The organism is Ligilactobacillus acidipiscis DSM 15836 (assembly GCF_001435755.1).
In the GTDB taxonomy this organism is placed as follows: Bacteria; Bacillota; Bacilli; order Lactobacillales; family Lactobacillaceae; genus Ligilactobacillus; species Ligilactobacillus acidipiscis.
On sequence record NZ_AZFI01000022.1, the window covers coordinates 1 to 19975 of the forward strand.

At 40.5% G+C, this 19975-nt stretch carries 18 protein-coding genes; 12 read left to right on the forward strand and 6 right to left on the reverse strand.

All coding sequences use genetic code 11. The features are described 5' to 3' along the window. Positions 1-230: UDP-N-acetylglucosamine 2-epimerase (locus FC65_RS03180; RefSeq protein ID WP_191979898.1), on the forward strand; the 230-nt coding region annotated here is incomplete at its 5' end. 181 nt (positions 231-411) lie between these two features. Here FC65_RS03180 and FC65_RS03185 read toward each other — a convergent pair. The 3 genes from FC65_RS03185 to FC65_RS03195 form a co-directional block, all read right to left on the reverse strand. Continuing rightward, positions 412-3297 carry a YfhO family protein gene (locus FC65_RS03185; RefSeq protein ID WP_056971519.1) on the reverse strand — a complete coding sequence of 962 codons (2886 nt, stop codon included), beginning with the start codon at positions 3295-3297 and terminating at the stop codon, positions 412-414. A 597-nt stretch (positions 3298-3894) separates the two neighbouring features. After that, positions 3895-4314 carry a GtrA family protein gene (locus FC65_RS03190; RefSeq protein WP_010497006.1) on the reverse strand — a complete coding sequence of 140 codons (420 nt, stop codon included), beginning with the start codon at positions 4312-4314 and terminating at the stop codon, positions 3895-3897. After that, entirely contained in the window at positions 4311-4778 is a 468-nt protein-coding gene (locus FC65_RS03195) for a flavodoxin (protein ID WP_010497008.1), read from the reverse strand. The genes FC65_RS03190 and FC65_RS03195 overlap by 4 nt, the downstream gene beginning before the upstream one ends. Before the next feature lie 235 nt (positions 4779-5013). Here FC65_RS03195 and map point away from each other — a divergent pair, with 235 nt between their 5' ends. The 5 genes from map to FC65_RS03215 all read left to right on the forward strand — a co-directional run bounded on the left by map (position 5014) and on the right by FC65_RS03215 (position 8548). After that, the gene (gene map / locus FC65_RS03200; RefSeq protein WP_056971520.1) at positions 5014-5799 is read left to right on the forward strand and encodes a type I methionyl aminopeptidase; all 786 of its coding nucleotides are present in this window, start codon (positions 5014-5016) and stop codon (positions 5797-5799) included. Positions 5800-5965: 166 nt separating this feature from the next. Then, positions 5966-6838 (forward strand): UTP--glucose-1-phosphate uridylyltransferase GalU, encoded by an 873-nt coding sequence (gene galU, locus FC65_RS03205; protein WP_010497012.1) that lies wholly within the window; start codon positions 5966-5968, stop codon positions 6836-6838. Positions 6839-7077: 239 nt separating this feature from the next. After that, on the forward strand, positions 7078-7362 hold the full coding sequence (locus FC65_RS03210; protein WP_056971521.1) for a hypothetical protein: 285 nt from the start codon (positions 7078-7080) through the stop codon (positions 7360-7362). A 73-nt stretch (positions 7363-7435) separates the two neighbouring features. After that, positions 7436-7591 carry a LysM peptidoglycan-binding domain-containing protein gene (locus tag FC65_RS11455; RefSeq protein ID WP_162257042.1) on the forward strand — a complete coding sequence of 52 codons (156 nt, stop codon included), beginning with the start codon at positions 7436-7438 and terminating at the stop codon, positions 7589-7591. A gap of 27 nt (positions 7592-7618) precedes the next feature. Continuing rightward, on the forward strand, positions 7619-8548 hold the full coding sequence (locus FC65_RS03215; RefSeq protein WP_010497023.1) for a YihY/virulence factor BrkB family protein: 930 nt from the start codon (positions 7619-7621) through the stop codon (positions 8546-8548). A gap of 228 nt (positions 8549-8776) precedes the next feature. Here FC65_RS03215 and recX read toward each other — a convergent pair whose 3' ends face one another. Beyond that, entirely contained in the window at positions 8777-9574 is a 798-nt protein-coding gene (gene recX / locus FC65_RS03220) for a recombination regulator RecX (RefSeq protein WP_056971522.1), read from the reverse strand. A 145-nt stretch (positions 9575-9719) separates the two neighbouring features. On the opposite strand from recX, the gene rlmD reads away from it, so the two are divergent. From rlmD to FC65_RS03250, 6 genes are all read left to right on the forward strand, one after another. Next, positions 9720-11135, forward strand: a complete 1416-nt coding sequence (gene rlmD / locus FC65_RS03225; RefSeq protein WP_156408563.1) for a 23S rRNA (uracil(1939)-C(5))-methyltransferase RlmD — start codon at positions 9720-9722, stop codon at positions 11133-11135. A gap of 120 nt (positions 11136-11255) precedes the next feature. Next, a complete protein-coding gene (locus tag FC65_RS03230; RefSeq protein WP_010497028.1) occupies positions 11256-11801 on the forward strand; it encodes a DUF402 domain-containing protein in 546 nt (181 codons plus the stop codon). A gap of 265 nt (positions 11802-12066) precedes the next feature. Further along, positions 12067-13113: an NAD(P)H-dependent glycerol-3-phosphate dehydrogenase gene (locus tag FC65_RS03235; protein ID WP_056971523.1), complete on the forward strand. Its 1047-nt coding sequence runs from the start codon at positions 12067-12069 to the stop codon at positions 13111-13113. 185 nt (positions 13114-13298) lie between these two features. After that, positions 13299-14750, forward strand: a complete 1452-nt coding sequence (locus FC65_RS03240) for an ATP-binding cassette domain-containing protein (RefSeq protein ID WP_056971524.1) — start codon at positions 13299-13301, stop codon at positions 14748-14750. Between the two features lie 71 nt (positions 14751-14821). Then, positions 14822-16186 (forward strand): hemolysin family protein, encoded by a 1365-nt coding sequence (locus tag FC65_RS03245; protein WP_056971525.1) that lies wholly within the window; start codon positions 14822-14824, stop codon positions 16184-16186. Positions 16187-16300: 114 nt separating this feature from the next. Further along, the gene (locus FC65_RS03250; RefSeq protein ID WP_056971526.1) at positions 16301-17878 is read left to right on the forward strand and encodes a peptide chain release factor 3; all 1578 of its coding nucleotides are present in this window, start codon (positions 16301-16303) and stop codon (positions 17876-17878) included. A 210-nt stretch (positions 17879-18088) separates the two neighbouring features. Here FC65_RS03250 and FC65_RS03255 read toward each other — a convergent pair whose 3' ends face one another. Next, positions 18089-19216, reverse strand: coding sequence for a MucBP domain-containing protein (locus tag FC65_RS03255; protein WP_056971527.1), 1128 nt, complete (start codon positions 19214-19216; stop codon positions 18089-18091). Positions 19217-19424: 208 nt separating this feature from the next. Then, positions 19425-19706 carry a DUF1827 family protein gene (locus tag FC65_RS03260; protein WP_010497034.1) on the reverse strand — a complete coding sequence of 94 codons (282 nt, stop codon included), beginning with the start codon at positions 19704-19706 and terminating at the stop codon, positions 19425-19427. Between the last annotated feature and the right edge of the window lie 269 nt (positions 19707-19975).

Below are 19975 nucleotides of genomic sequence, written 5' to 3' on the forward strand. Positions count from 1 at the left end.
ATACGACAGAACGCCCAGAAGGTGTGACTGCCGGTACGCTCAAGTTGGTCGGGACAGATCACGACCAAGTCAAAAAAGAAATGCTCAACTTGCTGGATAACAAAGACAATTATCAGCAAATGGCGGAGGCTTCTAATCCATATGGAGATGGACATGCCTCTGAACGGATCTTGGCCGCTATTAAATACCATTTTAAAGCCCAAGCAAAACGACCAGAAGATTTTAAATAAGATTTTTAGCAAACGGCGGACTGATCATCAGCGCCGTTTTTGGTTACGCTGAAACTGGGAAGTACAGTCCGAGACACATAAAAATAGCGAACTTTCCTTCCTCAGCTAAATGTCTGGATAAATAGAAAAGAGATGCAAAAATCAACTTCAGGAGGATTTTTGCATCTCTTTTTTTAGATATTTATTTCTGGCGCGAGCGACGATAGTAAATTAGTGAGACGATCCCACCGAGCAGGGCCGCTAATAAGCCGGTGATCGAGAGTTTTTGGCCTAATTTCGCTCCAGGTAACTCGTAGGTAAATGTTACCTGGTGGTGTCCGCGTGGAAGTCTAACTCCAATAAAGGCTGTATTTGTCTTTAAGACTGGGCGTTTTTTGCCATCAACTTTGACTTGCCAGCCCTTTGAGTATGGGACTGAGGAGGTCAGGATCCCTGTATTCGCGGTGGTGATCTGACCGGAAATTTTATCCTGTGACATTTTTAGATCTTGCAGCTTATCTTTTTGAATCTGTTTGACCTGTTTTTGATAATTGCTGTTTTTAGCCAAAGGCGTCGCTACGACCTTCAGATCAAAACTATAATCACCTAATTTTGAAGGTGTCAGCGTCAAAGACTGCGGCAAAGAATTATTGAAGTGACCGACATTCATCGAACCGCCCTTAATGTCCTTGTAAAATGACAATGCACTTTGTTTGGGCTGTTCGATCGTTTCAGTTCCCAAAGAAGAATCGACATTCAACTTGAAACTGGTGTCTGGTGACCCTTGCAAAACGTGATAACGCAAATACTTGTAATAGTTATACTGATTATTTTGCGATAGCAAGCCTGTCATCCCGCGAGAACTTTGGTGCAGCTGTTCGAGTTTGATTTGCTGATCCAGTGAATATGGTTGATACTTGATATTCGTGAATTCCAAATGGAGCTCCGAGTCCGGATAGTAATCTTCGCTTTCTTCGTTCACTGGACGCGACAAGACGATCTGATAAGTTTCTTCACTATCCTTTTTTTCGAGATGATGAGGGTCGACCTCGTTGCCGCGACTTGAAATCAAACGATAAGGGATCTTGTTAGTTTCATTTTTGACCGTGGCTCGTTTTAAACCCCGAGCGGCTTTCTCACTGACCTTGACCCCACTGGCTAAAGCTCTTTCCTTTTGACTGGCAGTGTATTTACGCTGCTGTTTATGAGTAAAGACTTGGCCTTGCCAGTAAAACAGTGGGAAGGCGTTATCTGATTTATATCGTCTGGCCTGTTGGTCCTTATCTCCAGTGCCATTTGGATCAGTGACTAACTGAGAAGTTTTGTCTAAGTAGTAACCAGCTGGGACTTTTTGATAGTTATCTTGGTTGAGCCAGTTGAAGATGTACCGGACTCCCAAAAAGTTGTTTAAAATTGTCCGATCATCTACTTGGCGCAAAGGAACATTTGCATCATACTGAATGTTTTTCATCTCTTCAGCAAACTGACCGATATATTTGTTTTGAACAGAATAATACGACGTTAATGACGTGGAGTTATTGGGCAAGCTATTGTACAAATGATAGCCTGCGCCTAAGTCAAAGTTATTGCTGGTCGTAGAAGTTCGGTAACCTCGCTGGTCGACTGGTGCCAATTTTTTGTCCAAACCAGAGTACAAATTATCATTCAAATTTGTATATGCCCCAAGCGGCAGCATTTCGTTGGAATAGCCGCCATTGTATGGTGCTTCATAGTAGATCGCATTTAGAGAAACGTTGGCCAAGACTATCAGCATTAAGAAACGATGCGGGTGAGCTAACTGCTTAAAATGAATGATCATTAGCGCTGCTAAGCTGACAAACAAAAAGATAAACGGCACGAATAATTTCTCGTCACTTTGAAAATAATAAGTGATCCCGATGATTACGGCATAAATCAATAGTGCATAAGAAAAATACTTAAATAAGCGGTCGTACAGTTTGACAGAATCTTGGACCAAGGCACAAGTTGCCAGAGCGATCGGCAGGCATAATAGCAAGGTCCAGCGGTTCGATGGTGCCATACCACCGTTGAAAATCGCACCAAATACCGGGAATAACAACATGACAAAACTGATAATAAAAGTCGTTGATAATAATGGGAAACGTTTGAGCCTGCTAAAAATAAAGACGACTGCAAAAAAAGCGATGCTGGCATATCCAAGTGCGGACCAGAAGTAAAAGTCACGGTTACCGCCGTTGATAAATTGTGAAGGCAAAGCCAAATAGTAATAGAGTGGATAGATTTTTAAACCATTTGCAAAATTACCGGCTGCCCGGGTCGAATTCATAACAGCAAAAATTTCCGGCACTAGCATAAACGACGATACCAAGATACTAGTGAGTGTCGCAAAGGCTAGTTTACCCAAAGTTTTTAGATAATTTAAATCATGTAAATAATAGAAGGACACTCTTAAAACTAAATAAATGATCGCACCTAAACCAAGTACAAAGGCAAAATAATAATTGCTGACCAACATCCAAATAAAAGCGCCTGTGAGCGGCCAGGGTGATCCTTTCTGCAAAATTTTCTCGATTCCTAAGACCAGGAACGGAAAAATAATAAAAGGTGTCGTGAAAAAAGGCTGAGCTTCGGCAGAATACAATAAAAAGGCATTAAATAAATAAACCAAAGCGCCTGTATTGATGACATTTTTGGTGAAGTCAAAATGAGACGCCAAAAAAACAAATGACAATCCCGCACAATATAGTCGCAATACGATCAGCCACTGATAAACAACAACGACCTTAGCCGCTGGAAACAACAGTGTTAAATATGCAAAAATATCACCGATCAAGTAGTAGGAGTAAACGGAAAAATTGTCACCGCCTAAGCCCATTTGATAAGACCATTGGGGTAAGGAAGAGATCTTACCGCTGAGCAGGTCTCCTAATCCTTGGCGGAAATTTTCCAGCAAGGGTAAATGCTGGTTAGCTCCATCTAACCGCCAGATCAACGAATGTCCTGTCAATAAGTATGTTCCAAACATACAGACTGCGACGATCAAAAAGACGATCGTATAATCACGATAGAGATGTTTGATTTGATGATGTTTGACCGAAAAATGCACAAAAAAACCTCCAATTCATTCTTTAATATTGTAACCTAAAAAAGGCCTGAGCAATATTGAATTGGAGATTTTTTAATTGTTTCTTCTAATTTTGACTGGCAAGCTGCACCAGCCAGAACTTTTTGCCTGATCAACTTGAACATCACGACAAGAAAAGCACTTGTTATAATGCTCAAGTCCATTAGTGCTCGAGTACTCCCGGCTTGCCTCCGCTCTGTTATCTTAGTCGAGCTACGCAAGCCAAAACTTTCCGCCCAATCAACTCCGACATCACGACAAGAAAGGCACTTGTCATAATGCCTGAGTCCCTTGGTGCTCGAGTTTTCCCGGCTTGTTCCGCTCTGTTTTATAGTCGAGCTACGCATGGCAGAAGTTTGCGCCTAACCGACTTTCACACTCCAATGCTGAAAAACGCATTATAGCGTGAGCCCGTTAGTGCTCAACTTCTGAACGCCATGCTCCGCTCTGTTTTAGTAGTCGAGCTCCGTGAACCAAAAGTCTGCGCCTATCCAACTTTAACAACAAGTCGTAAAAAACACGATTTATCGTCAAAGTCCGATAGTGCTCAACTTTTAACCGGTTCACTTCGCTCTGTTATTATTTATTGCCATTTTTAAAAATCAAAAACTTGCTGAAGAAGTAGTTGATCAAGACGACAACTACCTGGTCGAGTAACTTGGTTAAATTTTTATCAACTTTCAAGACTGAAACGCCTAAAAACATGATGGCAGCATCGATCACCAAGGAAACACCGCGGTAGAAAAAGAATTTGCCCATTTCACTCCAAAAGGCTTTCATTGTAGTGTACTTGGAACCAAAAACCCATACTTTGTTAGTGAAAAAGGCAAATAGCACCGAAAGCAGCCAGGCGATCACGTTTGCTAGCTGGTAGTACAAAGCAAATACTGTTCCAAATAAGTAGAAAGCGATAATGTTGATCAGTGTGGTTAAGACACCAAAGAAAAGATAGGCGATCACACCTTTATATTTAAGCCAAATTTTTTTAATGGTTGTCATTTATTTTGTTGTTCCTTATATGTGTTTACCAATTTTTGACTGAAGTCATCTAATGCTGCCAGGTCTTCATCAGAGTCTGGTGCTAGATTGATTTTAAGGTCTGGAGCGCCTTGGATCGCATGGGCTTTTTTCATGGCATTGCTGAAATCATCGACAGCAGTGCAGTAAAAACCCTCATAGAAGGTGTCGCCAGATCCAGCAACTCCATATACTTTACCACTGAGATCCGCTTCTTCTTTGAGGTCGTCATAGAAGTCTAGCCCCTCATCAGGCAAAGCTCCCTCGTCATAAGTGTAAGGGCAGATCACACAAATATCTGCCTCCTCGAAGTCTTCGATCTCTGCTTGAGAGATCTCGATTTGCTCGATCTCAAAACCTTGATCTTCTAAATTATCAGACACAATATCTGCGATATCTTCATTATTCCCTGTAATTGTGGCGAAAACAACTTTTGCTGTTGGCATGACTGATCCTTCTTTCAAAATTTATATCACCAGCTATTATAGCAGATTATGTGAGAAATTTATCCTTTAGTTTGGTAAAATTAAACATTAATTCTCAAATACGCTATAATGAAGGGGTACCCGAGTAGACACTGGAACAATCTTCTGTTTTGTAGTAGTGTGTTTGCTTAGGAATACTGAATAAATAGAACGAAATATTATTCAAATATCTGGAATTAATGGAGGTAACTTATAGATGATAACTTTGAAATCGGACCGCGAGATCAAAGAAATGGCTGAGTCTGGTGCAATTTTGGCCGGCATGCACGTTGGGATCCGTGATTTGATCAAACCAGGTATGTCAAGCTGGGATATCGAAGAGTTTGCACTGAAGTATTTTAAAGCGCACGATGCGATCCCTGAACAAATTGGTTTTGAAGGATACAAGTACGCAACTTGTATCAGTGTTAATGATGAGATCTGCCACGGTTTTCCACGTAAAGACCTGATCTTGAAAGATGGCGACTTGATCAAAGTGGATACTGTTGTCAACTATCATGGTGCAATGAGTGATTCTTGCTGGAGCTATGTGGTCGGTAAATCAACACCTGAGATCGACCGGTTAATGGATGTTACGAAAAAGGCTTTATACTTGGGAATTGACCAAGCTCAGGTCGGTAATCGGATCGGTGACATCGGTGCTGTGATCCAACATTACACTGAAGATGAAAACGGCTATGGCGATGTTCGTGAATTTATCGGCCACGGCATCGGACCTACAATGCATGAAAGCCCTAATGTACCGCACTACGGTGAAGCAGGTAAAGGCTTGCGCTTACGTCCTGGCATGACAATCACGATCGAACCAATGATCAACATGGGCGGCTGGCAAGCAGTTATGGATGACCCAAATGGCTGGACAGCACGGACACAAGATGGCAGCTTATCTTGTCAATTCGAACATACGTTGGCTATTACCAATGATGGGCCGAAGATTTTAACGTCCCAGGATCATGAGTTTGACTCAAAATATTTGCTTTAAAATTTTAAGTAAGTATAATTCAGGCTAGAGGTAAACATTTTTGTTATGAAAAGGGATACATTTACTAATAGCCTATTAATTGATATAATGTCAGCGGACTACCTAGTAAGTTAGTTGTACTAATAATGCTAGTAATATGTACTAATTATTATAGAGGAGCGATCAAATGAAAGTAAGAAAAGCTGTTATTCCAGCTGCTGGACTAGGAACGCGTTTTTTGCCGGCAACTAAAGCTTTAGCTAAGGAAATGTTACCGATCATTGATAAACCAACGATCCAATACATCGTTGAGGAAGCTAAAAAATCAGGTATCGAGGACATTTTAGTTGTCACAGGGAAGGGTAAACGTCCGATCGAAGATCACTTTGACTCGGTCCCTGAATTGGAACAAAATTTGAAAGATAAGGGCAAAACAGATCTTTTAAAGCTAGTTGAACAGACTACGGATATCAACCTTTACTTCATCAGACAATCTCATCCCCGTGGCTTAGGCGATGCTGTCTTGATGGCCAAAGATTTTGTGGGCGATGAACCCTTTGTTGTGATGTTAGGTGATGACATCATGGAAGACAAGGTACCATTGACTAAGCAATTAATGCAACGCTATGAAGATACGCATGCATCTACGTTAGCAGTAATGAAGGTCCCACATCAAGAAGTTAATAAATATGGTGTGATCGACCCAGCCGCACAGACAAAACCTGGCTTGTACGATGTTAAGCGTTTCGTTGAAAAACCGGATGTTGATAAGGCGCCATCTGACTTGGCAATTATTGGTCGTTACTTGTTAACGCCTGAGATCTTCCAAATGTTAGAGACACAAAAACCGGGCGCCGGTAACGAAGTTCAATTGACTGACGCGATCGATCGTTTGAACAAGATCCAACGCGTATTTGCTCATGAATTCAAAGGTGACCGTTTTGATGTCGGCTACAAGTTTGGCTACTTGAAGACTTCGATCGAATTTGGCTTACGTCATCCAGAAGTTAAGGATGAATTACGAGCATACATTAAAGATCTCAGCAAAAAAATTAAGTAAATTGATGCTGGTAAATAATCACGGGAGTTCTGATCAAGATCAGAGCTCTTTTTTTAGAGTTTTGATTGGTTTTTTAAAGAGTGAGATGGTACACTTCCAGTGTTTATATTTCTGACTCTACTATCTATTTTATTTTTAGTGTAAAATGAATGGTGTAATAATTATTGTGTATTTTATATGTACACATCTGTAAAAGTTATTTTTCAATACACATTTAATAATAGTAGGGGAGTAGTATTATGCAAAAACATAAGAAACACGTACACTCAAGACGCAAGAAAACACTGAAGAAAGTTGGCTGGACAGTCTTAGCTGTCGTGATCTTACTCGCTGTTGGCTCGTGGGCCTGGGGCAGTACGTTGGTTCAGAGTCGTGTTCAGGCTTCTTTTGGCAATAATGCGGCATATCAAAAAAGGAGTACGATAAGCAACGTGCCCTTGCCAAGAAGAAATATGGTGACACAACGGAGAATACTGCTGCGGTTAAAAAAAACCGACGGCAAAAGAAAGTTCCTCTGCAAGTAAAACAAACAGTTCTACTAAAAAAACGTCAAGTGATCAAAAATATATCTACATCACGGTCAAACAGGGTGAATATTTGTCAACGATCGCTAACAATTACAATACGACAGTCGACAAGTTAGTCGAGTTAAATGATTTAGAGAGTCGTGATATTTCGGCTGGAGTCCAACTTAAGGTCCCAGCTAATGGTAATACTTCAACGGGGAATTCAGCAGACAGCTCAGGACAGTAAAAGTGATATAGGATGTGAACTAACTGAATGGATCTCGGAAAAAAATTTCAGCCGGTCAAGAAATTTGTGCGGCTAGTGATCAAACAATTTGGAGAAGTGAACATTGGCAATACTGCGATAGTGACGGCTTATTATTCACTGTTAGCAATATTTCCGATGCTGATTTTTATAACTAACCTGCTTCCAATGTTGGGTCTGAAGGCGGACACGATCCTGCCTTATTTGCAAACAGCTTTCCCATCAACGGTCTTTAGTACTATCAAACCGATCGTGATGGACTTTTTGAATAATAGTTCTGGTAGTTTGGCTTCAGTGACTGGGATACTAACGATCTGGTCAGCAAGTCGGGGAGTTAATGCCCTAAAAATGTCGATCAACCAAGTATATGGGGTTAAAGATTATGATAATGCAATTACCAGCCGCATCTTTTCATTCTTTATGATCTTGTTGTTTGCGATCATCGTGATCGTGGCTTTTGTTGTCAACAGTTTTGGTCAGATCGTCCTTGAATATTTAACACCGATTTTCCATTTATCGTTAGGGTGGTTAGATGCTTTTTCAAAATATAAATCATTAGCTACTCTGGTAATTATCTTTTTGGTAATGGTCTTCCTTTATGTGACTTTGACTAATGCCAAGACCCACTTGCGTTATGTGTGGCCTGGAGCGTTATTTGCCGCAGCAGGGTGGATGATCTTGACACAAGGTTTTTCGATCTATTTGAAATATTTTGCCAAATCAGTTCTGAGTTACGGGACGATCGGAACGTTTATCGTCTTGCTGTTCTGGTTGAATTTTTCCAGTTGGCTTATTTTACTGGGGGCTTTATTGAATTCAACTTTAGAGAGGTATCACTACGGTAAAATCGAGCCTAAAAAGACTGCTATTAAAAGATTGTATGATCGGGTGGATCCAATGAATAAAGACAATTCTAAAAAGAAAAAGTCTACTAAATAAAAAGTTTTAATTCAAAATACCTCATAGTTAGATCGAAGTGCAACAAACGATCTAGTTATGGGGTATTTTGAATTTATTGTCTGGTACTACTCTGTTTTTGAAACGCCACGCTCAATAACTTACTGGCAAAGTTTATTTGGAAAACGCAAATCAGTCTTTAGAACAGTTCAAGTAACTTCAGAAAAACTCCCAGTTTGGTTGAAAATCTGACTGGGAGTTTGCTAATGATTATTCTGAATTTTTATCTTCAAGATAGCGGGTGATCATATCACCTGAAAATCCCTTGCGATAGAGACCCTGACGAACTTTTTGTACTCGTTGCTTTTGTTCATAACGGTGGTTTTTACGCCAAAGTTTGTCGCCTTGTTCCTGTAGAGCAGCTGTTTCTTCTTGATCATCGGGTTGAAGGTCTAATTCGTCCATGATCAAGTTGATCACATCACTGGAAAAACCCTTTTGCATTAATTGCTGCCGGACCTTATTATTTTTAGTGCGGAATGATTCGCCGTGAAAGTGCTTAGCGCTTTTTTTAGCAACAGTCACTCCGTTTTCTACCTGCTGCTCTTCTGGAAATTCTGCCAGTGCTTCTTCAATATCAACTGCAGGGACTCCTTTTTGGCGGAGTTTGTTGGCAATCACGGTTGGCCCTTTATCTGCAGTTTTAGCCATGGTGCGAACATAACTTTGAGCATATTGCAGATCATCTATCAAGTCCATTTCTGCTAATTTGGCTAAAGTCGATTCAATATCTTGCTCTGCGATCTCATTTTGACGCAAATGGTCGCGGACTTCGCGTTTTGTTCGTAGCTGATGGGCTAGGTAATTCAAAGCTTTTTGGTAGGCTTTAGAAGTATTGTCAGCCTCTTTGATGTTTTCGATGTCTTCGTCAGTTAGCTCTTTACCCTTGCTTAACGCAAAGCGGATCAGAACATCTTCACCGATCGGAAAAGAATATTTACCATCTAGGTATACATTGTAGCGACCCTTACGTTTCTGTGTTTTGATCATGGTGATCGTTTTTGTCAAAATAGTCCTCCCCTTAACTCTCAAAAATTAGTTATTATAGATATTATAATAGCAAAAGCAGCTATTTTCCACGGCTAGCATGTTATAATCGAAAGCGACAGGCTGACAGAAAACTAATTTCACTGCCGGCATGAAGGGAAAAGTAATGAAAAATAATCAGTATACAGCACAACATAATAAAAAGCACCACGGCTCCCAACGTGATAGTTTGCTGGAAAAGGTCATTTTAGTAACCATCAAACGGCTTGGAATCAATGGTGAAGGCATCGGCTATTATAAGCGGAAGATTATTTTTATTCCAGGAGCCTTACCACACGAGGATGTGTTAGCACGCGTCACACTTGAAAAAAAGAAATATTTGGAAGGCGAACTGGTCCGCGTCAAAAAGAAGAGCAAAGACCGGGTCAAACCGATCGATCATTATAATGTTGGCGGCATTGAGCTGGAACATTTGGCTTATCCGGCTCAGCTTAAATTTAAACGAGATGTGATCAAGCAAGCTCTAAAAAAATACCGTCCCGCCGATTTTGCTAACTATCAGATCAAAGCCACGATCAGCATGGGAGAGCCGTATCATTACCGTAATAAGCTGCAATTCCAAGTGCGGGCGGGAGAACACGGCAAGATCAAGGCAGGTTTGTATCGTCCAGACAGTCATGAGCTAGTTGACTTGCCAACATTTTCCACCCAAACTGACCTTTCGCTGAAAACCGTGCGTTTGATTTGCAAGTTGTTAGCCAAGTGGAAGATCCAACCATACCATGAACGTCAAGATGCAGGGATCGTTAAAACGGTGGTCGTGCGTGAGTCTTTTGCCAACCATCAACTGCAAGTCGTACTTGTCAGTCGGACTAAAAAGATCCCCCAGATCAATAATCTGATCACTGATCTGGTCAAGCAAGAACCAGCTGTCGTTTCGGTCATGCAAAATATCAATCCGCAAAAAACATCTTTAGTGTGGGGAGCCAAAACTGTTCATCTTTATGGACAAGACCAGTTAGTTGAAAGAATTGGCAATGTTGAGTACCGTTTGTCGGCGCGCGCTTTTTTCCAGCTGAATACTCTTCAGACTGAAAAGTTATATGCAAAAGTGAAGGAAGCTCTTGATTTAGAGGCAGGGGAGCTGTTAGTTGACGCCTATTGCGGTGTCGGAACGATCGGCATTTTTCTGGCACAAGAAGCTCGTGGGGTCTACGGCATGGATGTCACACCTGAAGCAATCGTTGATGCACGGCAAAATGCGCAACTGGCTGGTCTGACTAACGCCCACTATGAGGTTGGAACGGCACAAGATTGGTTTGCAAAATGGACCAGTCAAGGGATCATCCCAGATGCTTTGGTTGTTGATCCGCCACGAACCGGTCTGGATGATAAGCTGATCGCTACTATCTTGAAATATCGACCGGCCAAATTTGTTTACGTTTCTTGTAATCCCTCAACTTTGGCTGCTGACTTGGTTTTGTTGACCAAGGCTTACACAGTAGAATACATTCAACCGCTGGATATGTTCCCGCAAACGGCACGCAGTGAAGCAGTGGTTAAACTTAAATTGAAAAAATAAAAAACTAAGCTGAAATGAACAAAAGTCTAGGAATATACTTTGTGCATTTCGGCTTGTTTTGCTATAATTAGATTGATTTCGGTGTATTTACACCTGTGTTTATGGAAAGCAGGGAAGTTTATGCGACATTTCAGTGGACCCAAGGAGGGCGAGTTCATTACTTTAAAGAGTTATAAACACGATGGTAGTTTACACCGCACATGGCGTGATACGATGGTTTTGAAAACTAGTGAAAATGCTTTGATCGGATGCAATGACCATACTTTAGTCACAGAATCTGATGGGCGCAGATGGCTCACCCGGGAGCCGGCATTGGTTTATTTTCACGCTAATTACTGGTTTAATATTGTAACCATGATCCGTGATAATGGGATCTCCTATTATTGTAATTTGGCTTCACCGGCGGTTTTAGATAAAGAGGCATTGAAGTATATTGATTATGACTTGGATGTGAAAGTCTTTCCAAATGGGGAAAAGCGGCTCTTAGATGTCGATGAATATCAGGAGTTTGGTTCACGTTGGCATTATTCGGCGGAAACAGACAAGATCTTAAAACATAATGTGCGGACATTAGTGGATTGGATCGATCATAAAAAAGGACCGTTTTCACAAGAATATGTCGAGATCTGGTACAATCGCTACTTGGAATTATCTAAGCGGCAGTAAACCAAGACCGGTGTTTATAACAATGAAAAGTTCAACGATGGCAACTTAGGTTGTGTGTCGTTGAACTTTTTTGATCAAAGGATAGCTCTTGTCCTTTTAGTTTGCGGTGAAAATTATTTAATATTAGTAAACAGATTTGTTTAAAACTTTGTTAAATCGGACTTGATTTGTCATCAGATTGCTTGAAAAGTATAAATATGGTATTGTTACTCTCGTAAATAGTTCGTAATTATCGAAAAAATAAGATTGGGATGAAACGTTGATCATGAGTAAAAAAGTTGCTGTTTTAGGCGCCGGTTCTTGGGGTAGCGTTCTTGCAAATGTTTTAATCGAGAACCAAAACCAAGTTGAATTGTGGACCTATAAGGCTCCTCAAGCTGACGAAATTAATTCACAACATACCAATAATAAATACATCAAAGATTATCATTTTTCTGAGAAATTGCATGCAACAACAGATATGAATGAAGCTTTGAAAGATGCTGAAGTTGTGTTATTTGTTGTGCCGACTAAAGCTATTCGTGAGGTTGCAGTTCAAGTTTGTGATGTTTTGCGTTCAACCAATAATGCCCCCTTGATCGTTCATGCCAGCAAGGGCTTGGAATTAAAAACCTACAAGCGGATCTCTGAGATCATCGATGAAGAGATCCCATCAGGATATCGGCAGGGGATAGTTGCCTTGTCCGGACCTAGTCATGCTGAAGAAGTTGCGCACCATGACTTGACTCTGATCACTGCTGCTAGTGAAGACCTAGAATGTGCTAAGGAAGTTCAGTCTTTGTTTATGAACGAGTATTTGCGGATTTATACCAACCCAGACCTCTTAGGAGTTGAATTAGGAGCTGCATTTAAAAATATTATCGCGCTTGGTGCAGGTGCTTTGCATGGTCTTGGCTATGGCGATGATGCCAAAGCAGCCCTTATGACTCGTGGACTGGCTGAAATCAGTCGGATCGGAGTGGCCTTTGGGGCTGATCCGCTGACCTTTATCGGCCTTTCTGGTGTCGGAGATCTGATCGTTACTTGTACTAGTGTCCATTCCCGTAATTGGCGTGCTGGTGACCAGCTTGGTGCCGGTAAAAAACTGCCAGATGTGATTGCCGATATGGGAATGGTCATCGAAGGGATCAACACTACACAAGCAGCTTACGAGCTCGCACAGCAAAAACAGATCGACATGCCGATCACCACTGCAATTTATAATGTTTTATACCAAGGTGCGGACATTAAAGAAGAAGTGGGCGGACTGATGACCCGTGAAGGAAAGTCAGAAGAAAGTGCTTCAACTTTTAATTTTACTGAACAAAACTAAATCATGTCTCATTATAAATGGACCTCGGCTGGAGAATTAAATTGTCTTTCTCTTAGTTGAGGTCCTATTAATTGGTAGTGGACAATTATTTCATTCTCTTTAATTATTCCGCTAGTAATTGACAGTTACTGGCTATTTCTTTAATATTTAACATATCCGAGTTTAAAAATTTCAGGGAGATTATGATGGCTAAAATTGAATTAAAATATATAACAAAAGAAAGTCCTTTGTTGATCGACAAGAAAGAACGTAACAAAGGTGTTGTACAAACTGCCGAAAATGATAGTTTTTGGCAATTACGCGGTATCTCTTTAGACATAAATGATGGCGAAGCTGTTGGTTTAGTCGGGATGAATGGATCAGGTAAATCTGCTTTATTGCAGATCATTGCCGGTTTAACACAACAAACGACTGGCTTTATTACTTGTCCGAGCCGGATCAATCTTGCTTCTGCAACCCACGGCTTGGCTGATGACCAGACTGGGTTGGAAAACATTCGTACTAAGATCGCTGAAGCTGATATTGATAGTTTCAAAGGTGACCATTTGACCAACGGAGTGATCAATTTTTGTGAACTGGGTCAGTGGCTGTATCGGCCGGTTTCGGAATATTCTATTGGTATGCGGGCTCGCTTGAGCTTGGGGATCGCCTTATATATTCAACCAGAATTGGTTTTGATCGATGATTTGTTTTTCTTGTTGGATCAGGATTTCTTTCAAAAAACGGCGGCAAGGATCCAACGGTTAAAAGATCTCGGGGTTTCATTTTTCATTAGTGATTCACGCGGTTTGAACGTTGAGGCTTTCTGTGAAAGAACAGTTTGGCTGCAGTTTGGTGAACAACAAGACTTTGGCCCGTCACGTGACGTGATGCAACAGTATCAATACTTTATTGACTATTATTATGGTTTGAGCCTGCCGGAACAAAATGATTATTTGGCTAAAAAGCAACAAGAACAGGTCGACTTTGATATCAGTCATTTGTACGATGAGTTCAAGAGCGAACAATTTAAGCAGGGTTATACTCGTAAAGATGAACCGCGTATGCGCAAAGCCTTCTTTGTGGAACGCGGTGCTGATCCAGTTGGTAAAACAGCGAAGAAGGAAAAGACTGTTAATACTGAAAGTGAACCAGCTCCAGCTCAACCTAAAAAATCGGGTAAAATGGGTTGGATAGTGACTGCAGCGGTCATTTTGGTATTTGGCGGCGGTTGGTGGTTCGCTGAAAGTCAGCAGTTTAGCCTAAGCGGTAAGCAGGCAAGCGAGTCTTCTCAGGTCGAAAAAAGAGAAAAGGCAGACTCTAGTTCGCTAGCAGCAGCTAAAAAGAAAAGCAATACCAGTTCTGATATTGCGGCCTCGAGTGCGGCTAAAAAACAAGCTAGTGAAAAGAAAGCCAGCTCAGAAAAGGCCGCTTCAGAAAAGGCTGCTTCGGAGAAAAAAGCCAGTTCTGAAAAGAGCGCAAGTTCAGCTAGTTCTTCATCACAAGAAGAAACACAAACAGTTAATGTTGGCGATGGGGAAACGATCGGCGAATTGGCTCAGAAATATGCCACGACCGTTGCTAAGATACAAGAACTAAATAATATGGGCAGCGACATTAACTTAACTGCCGGCGATAGCGTCAAAGTTCCAAAATAATTTGTTTAAAGTGTTTGATATATAGTATAATTTATACCATGTAAACTTAATTATTGGAGTGGTGGAAAATTATGGATGCTGATCCTGGACAGCAGTGGGGTTTGTTGATTCTAGCCTTAGTGTTGATGGTACTAGGTTTTTGTTTTGCTATATATGAGCGGGCTTTGAAGACCACAACGAATCAGGCGCTTGAAAGTGCTAGTGAATCGTTGTCTGCTAAAAAGAAAGAAAAAGTCGCAGGTTTGATCAAAAGATTACCTCATGAATTTCAAATGGCGCAGGTTGCTCGTTTAACGACCTGTTTGCTTGCCTTGATATTTTTAGTAACGGCTGTCTTTTTAGCACTAGGCGAAAGTCTAACAAGTGTGCTCGTTAGTGGGATCGTACTAGGAGTAGTTGCCAGTGCCATAAACGAGCCGCTGTTCGTTAAGTTGCCACTAAAAGTTGTTGTTCATGATCCAGTTAAAGCAGCCTTAAAGGGTTACCGTATTTTGCATTGGGTCATTTCATTATTCATTCCACTTGTTTTTGCGATCAACTGGTTTTGCAAGTTGTTGGGCAGGGATAAGATCGTAGCGGTTGAACCTAGTCAGGTAATGTCTTGGCAAAATATCGTCGATTTGATCGAAGAGGGTCGCAGTAAAGGTGAGATCGATAACGACGAATATGAAATGATCAAGGGGATCTTGTCTTTACATGAGAAGATGGCCCGCGAAGTAATGGTGCCGCGAATTGATGCATTTATGATCGATATTACGAATGATAATGACCGAAGTATTGATGATATCCTACAGATGAATTATTCGCGTGTACCAGTCTACCATGAAGATAAGGATAATATTATCGGTGTTGTGCACATTAAAAACTTGGTGAAGGCTGCACGACAATTTGGTTTCGAACATACTACGATCCGGCAAGTGATGCGGGAACCTTTCTTTGTTCCAGAAACCATTATGATCGATCAACTGATTTATGAAATGAAGAAAAAGCAAAATCAAATGGCGATCTTGCTGGACGAATATGGAGGGGTGGTCGGACTTGTTACCTTGGAAGATTTGATTGAAGAGATCGTTGGGGAAATTGAAGACGAGTCTGATGAACCGGATCAAATGATGATCTCACTCACACCAGCTGATTTTCTGGTTCAAGGAAAAATGGCCTTAGATGATTTTAATGACGAATTTGGTCAAGATCTCCAAGTTCCAGATGTCGATACAATTGCCGGCTATGTGATCACGCAACTTGGCTATATTCCACAAGAATCCGATGTTGATTCAGTTACCCTGGATGACGGTTCAACAATCGTGGTTCATAAGATGGAAGATGATCGCTTGTTAGAATTAGAAATAGAATTATCGCATGAGGCGGTCGACTATCGAGTTGAACGTGAGAAATCGAAGAAGAAGGCTCAAGCTAAACTTGAACTAAATCGATGAAAGTAAATTTGATAAAATATGGATAGTAACAACTGGACTGGTCTGTTAACAATTTTAAAACCGGTCCATTTTTTTAAAATATGAAATAAATAAAAATGAGGAATAGTGAGAAAAATGAATAAAAAAGAATTAGATAGTGAAGTTGCCAAACGGCGGACCTTTGCTATCATATCACACCCTGACGCTGGGAAAACGACGATCACTGAGCAATTGCTGCTTTTTGGTGGCGTTTTACGTTCTGCAGGAACGGTCAAGGCTAAAAAAAGTGGGAACTTCGCTAAATCAGACTGGATGGAAATCGAAAAGAAACGTGGGATCTCTGTTACCAGTTCAGTGATGCAGTTTAACTATGCTGGAAAAAGGATCAACATTTTGGATACACCTGGGCATGAGGACTTCTCTGAAGATACTTATCGAACTTTAATGGCGGTTGACTCTGCGGTGATGGTGATCGATGCTGCCAAGGGGATCGAACCTCAGACCAAAAAGCTGTTTCAGATCTGTAAAATGCGGGGGATCCCGATTTTCACCTTTATGAATAAACTTGATCGTGACAGTAGGGAACCGCTGGATCTCATCGCTGAATTGGAAGATGTTTTAGGTATTGATGCTTACGCAATGAACTGGCCAATTGGAATGGGTAAAGGTCTCAAGGGTTTATATGACATCTATAATAACCGGATCGAACTTTATCATTCAGAAGATAAGGGTCAGGACTTCTTACCACTGAATGAAGACGGGACCTTGGCAGTCGATGACAAGTTAGCTGAGGACAGCATTTACCAGCAGGTTTTGGATGATGTTGAGTTAGTTAAAGATGCCGGGAATGAATTTGACGCTGACAAGATAGCTAAAGGTGAACTTACACCAGTCTTCTTTGGTTCAGCTCTGACTAATTTTGGGGTCAAAACCTTCCTAGATGCTTATTTGCAGTTTGCTCCAGCCCCTGCTTCACATCAAACTATTGCAGAGACCGAAGTTCAACCCGATTCAGAAGATTTTTCTGGTTTTATTTTTAAGATCCAGGCTAATATGAATCCAAACCATCGGGACCGGATCGCATTTGTGCGCATCTGTTCCGGAGAGTTTGAGCGCGGCATGGATGTCAACTTAAAGCGTACTGACAAAAAGATGCGTTTATCTAACTCGACCCAATTTATGGCGGACACCAGAGAAAACGTTGAAAGTGCAGTGGCAGGGGACATTATTGGATTATATGATACCGGTAATTTTCAGATCGGTGATACTATTTACACGGGTAAAAATGCGGTAGAGTATCCCAAATTACCACAATTTACCCCAGAATTATTTATGCGAGTCACTGCTAAAAATGTGATGAAACAAAAATCATTTCATAAAGGTATTCAACAATTAGTTCAGGAAGGTGCAATTCAGCTGTATCAGAGTTATTCGACAGGTGATTACATTTTGGGTGCTGTCGGGCAGCTGCAGTTTGAAGTTTTTCAATTCCGGATGCTAAATGAATATCACTCAGAAGTTGTTTTGACTCCGTTAGGACATAAGATCGCCCGTTGGATCGATCCAGAACAATTAGACGAAAAGATGGCTAGTTCCAGAAATATGCTGGTTAAAGATCGAAACGAAAAGCCATTATTCTTATTTGAAAACGAGTTTGCTGAACGCTGGTTTGCTGATAAATATCCAGATGTTAAGCTGTTTTCATTACTATAAAAACAAAGTGGAAACAAGTGGGAGGAAGCGAGTATATCGGACTTTAATCCCATAGTACGTTTTTAGTACTGTGGGGTTGAAGTTGGATAGACGGAGCTTCTTGCTTGTTGAAACTTAACTATAAAAATAAAGTGGCATTTAATTTCAAAAAAGCTCATGTCTTTCTTTTTCCCATTCAGGGAAACGAGAAGGACGCGAGCTTTTTAGGTTTTAAAATTTTAAATATTCGGCTAGTAACCAGCCGACATTAGCAACTTGGTACCACTGCATACCGTTGATGTTTTTTTGTGCGCTAAGTTTAACAGTCTGACCATCCATTAATTGTGCTGTTTTTTTACCGCAAGGAAGATCATATAAATTAACCTTTTTGCCTGGAATAAAATCGATCCTGGCTGATGCTTTAAGGGAAACAGCATAACTTTCAGGGACATTATTGGTTTGAGCCATCTGTGTTAAATATTTGTTTTTATCAACTAATTTGATATTTTCGTCAGCTTTGACCCAGGTATTTCCGCCTAAACAATACCAGATCTGGTTGTCAGTCGTTGTGACGGTTTTAAAAATTTGCCAAAAAGTATTTTTAGCTAAAGTCATCTTTAAAGTTCGACCGTGGGGTTCACTGACGCATTTAATGAAGTCAGTGGTTTTTAACAACCGTAACTCTTCGTCAAATTTTTCCCATAATTTCTGACGGTACAAATAAGTCACAAACTGTTGTCTTTCCAAAAAATGCCCAGTTACCGGTCCCCGAGCCTGCAATAAACGATAATTAGCGAAACTTGGAGCAACCAGGGAATAGGGGGCATGTAATTTTCCGCGGACAAATTCAGGTTTAGCCAGCATTGTTTGTTGATCTATATCTTTGGCCAATAGCCACACAACTGCTGCTTGATGCCTATGATAGTGGATTTTGATCACACCATATTTGTGAATGAAAGTAGATGTATAGCCTTCGATTTGACTGATATAATAATCGCTAAATCGTTTCAGCTTGAGATCAATTTCTTGTCCGCGATAGCCATGTAAAACTTGAGCCGCTGCCAAATAATTTTGTTTTTCATCTAGATACAAGACCAATAAAGCAGCAGGGATCGGACGTGCACTTGCACTAGTTGAAGTCAGTACACCTTGGTTAAAACTTTGTTTTTTTGAAACACTCATGATCTCAGAGTGGACCTCAGGTCGTGTTGTGACTTTAGAGTCGTTATTTTCATGATAAATACGTGTCTGAGTATATTCTGTTGTGGAAGGTGTTTTTTCGTTTTTTTCAGCTGAAAATTCTTTTCTAAGTACTTTCAAACCGCGTTTGATAACGTTAAATGGTTCGAAACCTGACATACAATCCACCTCTTCCACCTAAATTTTATTTCTTACTTATTATTATAACGTAACAAGGGAGCTTTTTTAAATATGAATTTAGTAATGCTTGCACAACTTAGTTAAAAACATTAAAAAAGCAAAATATACTAGAGTCCGAACCCAGGTTCAAAACTGAAAGCGTATTTTGCTGGCTGAAATATTTTTTTAAATTGTTTGGACTCTTGTTTTAACTGAGGTCAGACTGGATCTCGATCACTTTATCCGCTCTGGAGATGGTAGCATCGGCCTTGGATTCACCTAAGAGGTTGTCTAAAACAAAATTGATCTCTTTTTCTGTGATGGAACGTAATTTATTAGAGATCACGATCTCGTTGGAACTTTCCTTTTTTTTGTGAACGACGATCGAATTCCCCAGCGTGTAAACTTTAATAAAGTGAGCAGGTGAATTTCTTAGTTCTTTGCTGATCTCATGTGCATAACTATTTGTAACGTCGACTAAATTCAACATTTTATGACCTCCCAGTGTTTTGTCCTTTGACTATATTATATATTAAAATTTACCAATCCAAAAATTTAAAGTACTCAAAAGAGGAGATTTTTTAACTCCCATAAAACATAAAGTTTGTGAAATAAGTCAATTATTAAAGGAAAGTGATAAATTACTATGTTTTAATCAAAAACAGCGAAAAAAAGCACAGGCGCTCAACATACTGAGCGCCTGTGCAAGCACTAATTACTATTCAGTTGTCTAAAGGTTGAAAGTACCAAAACAGACCG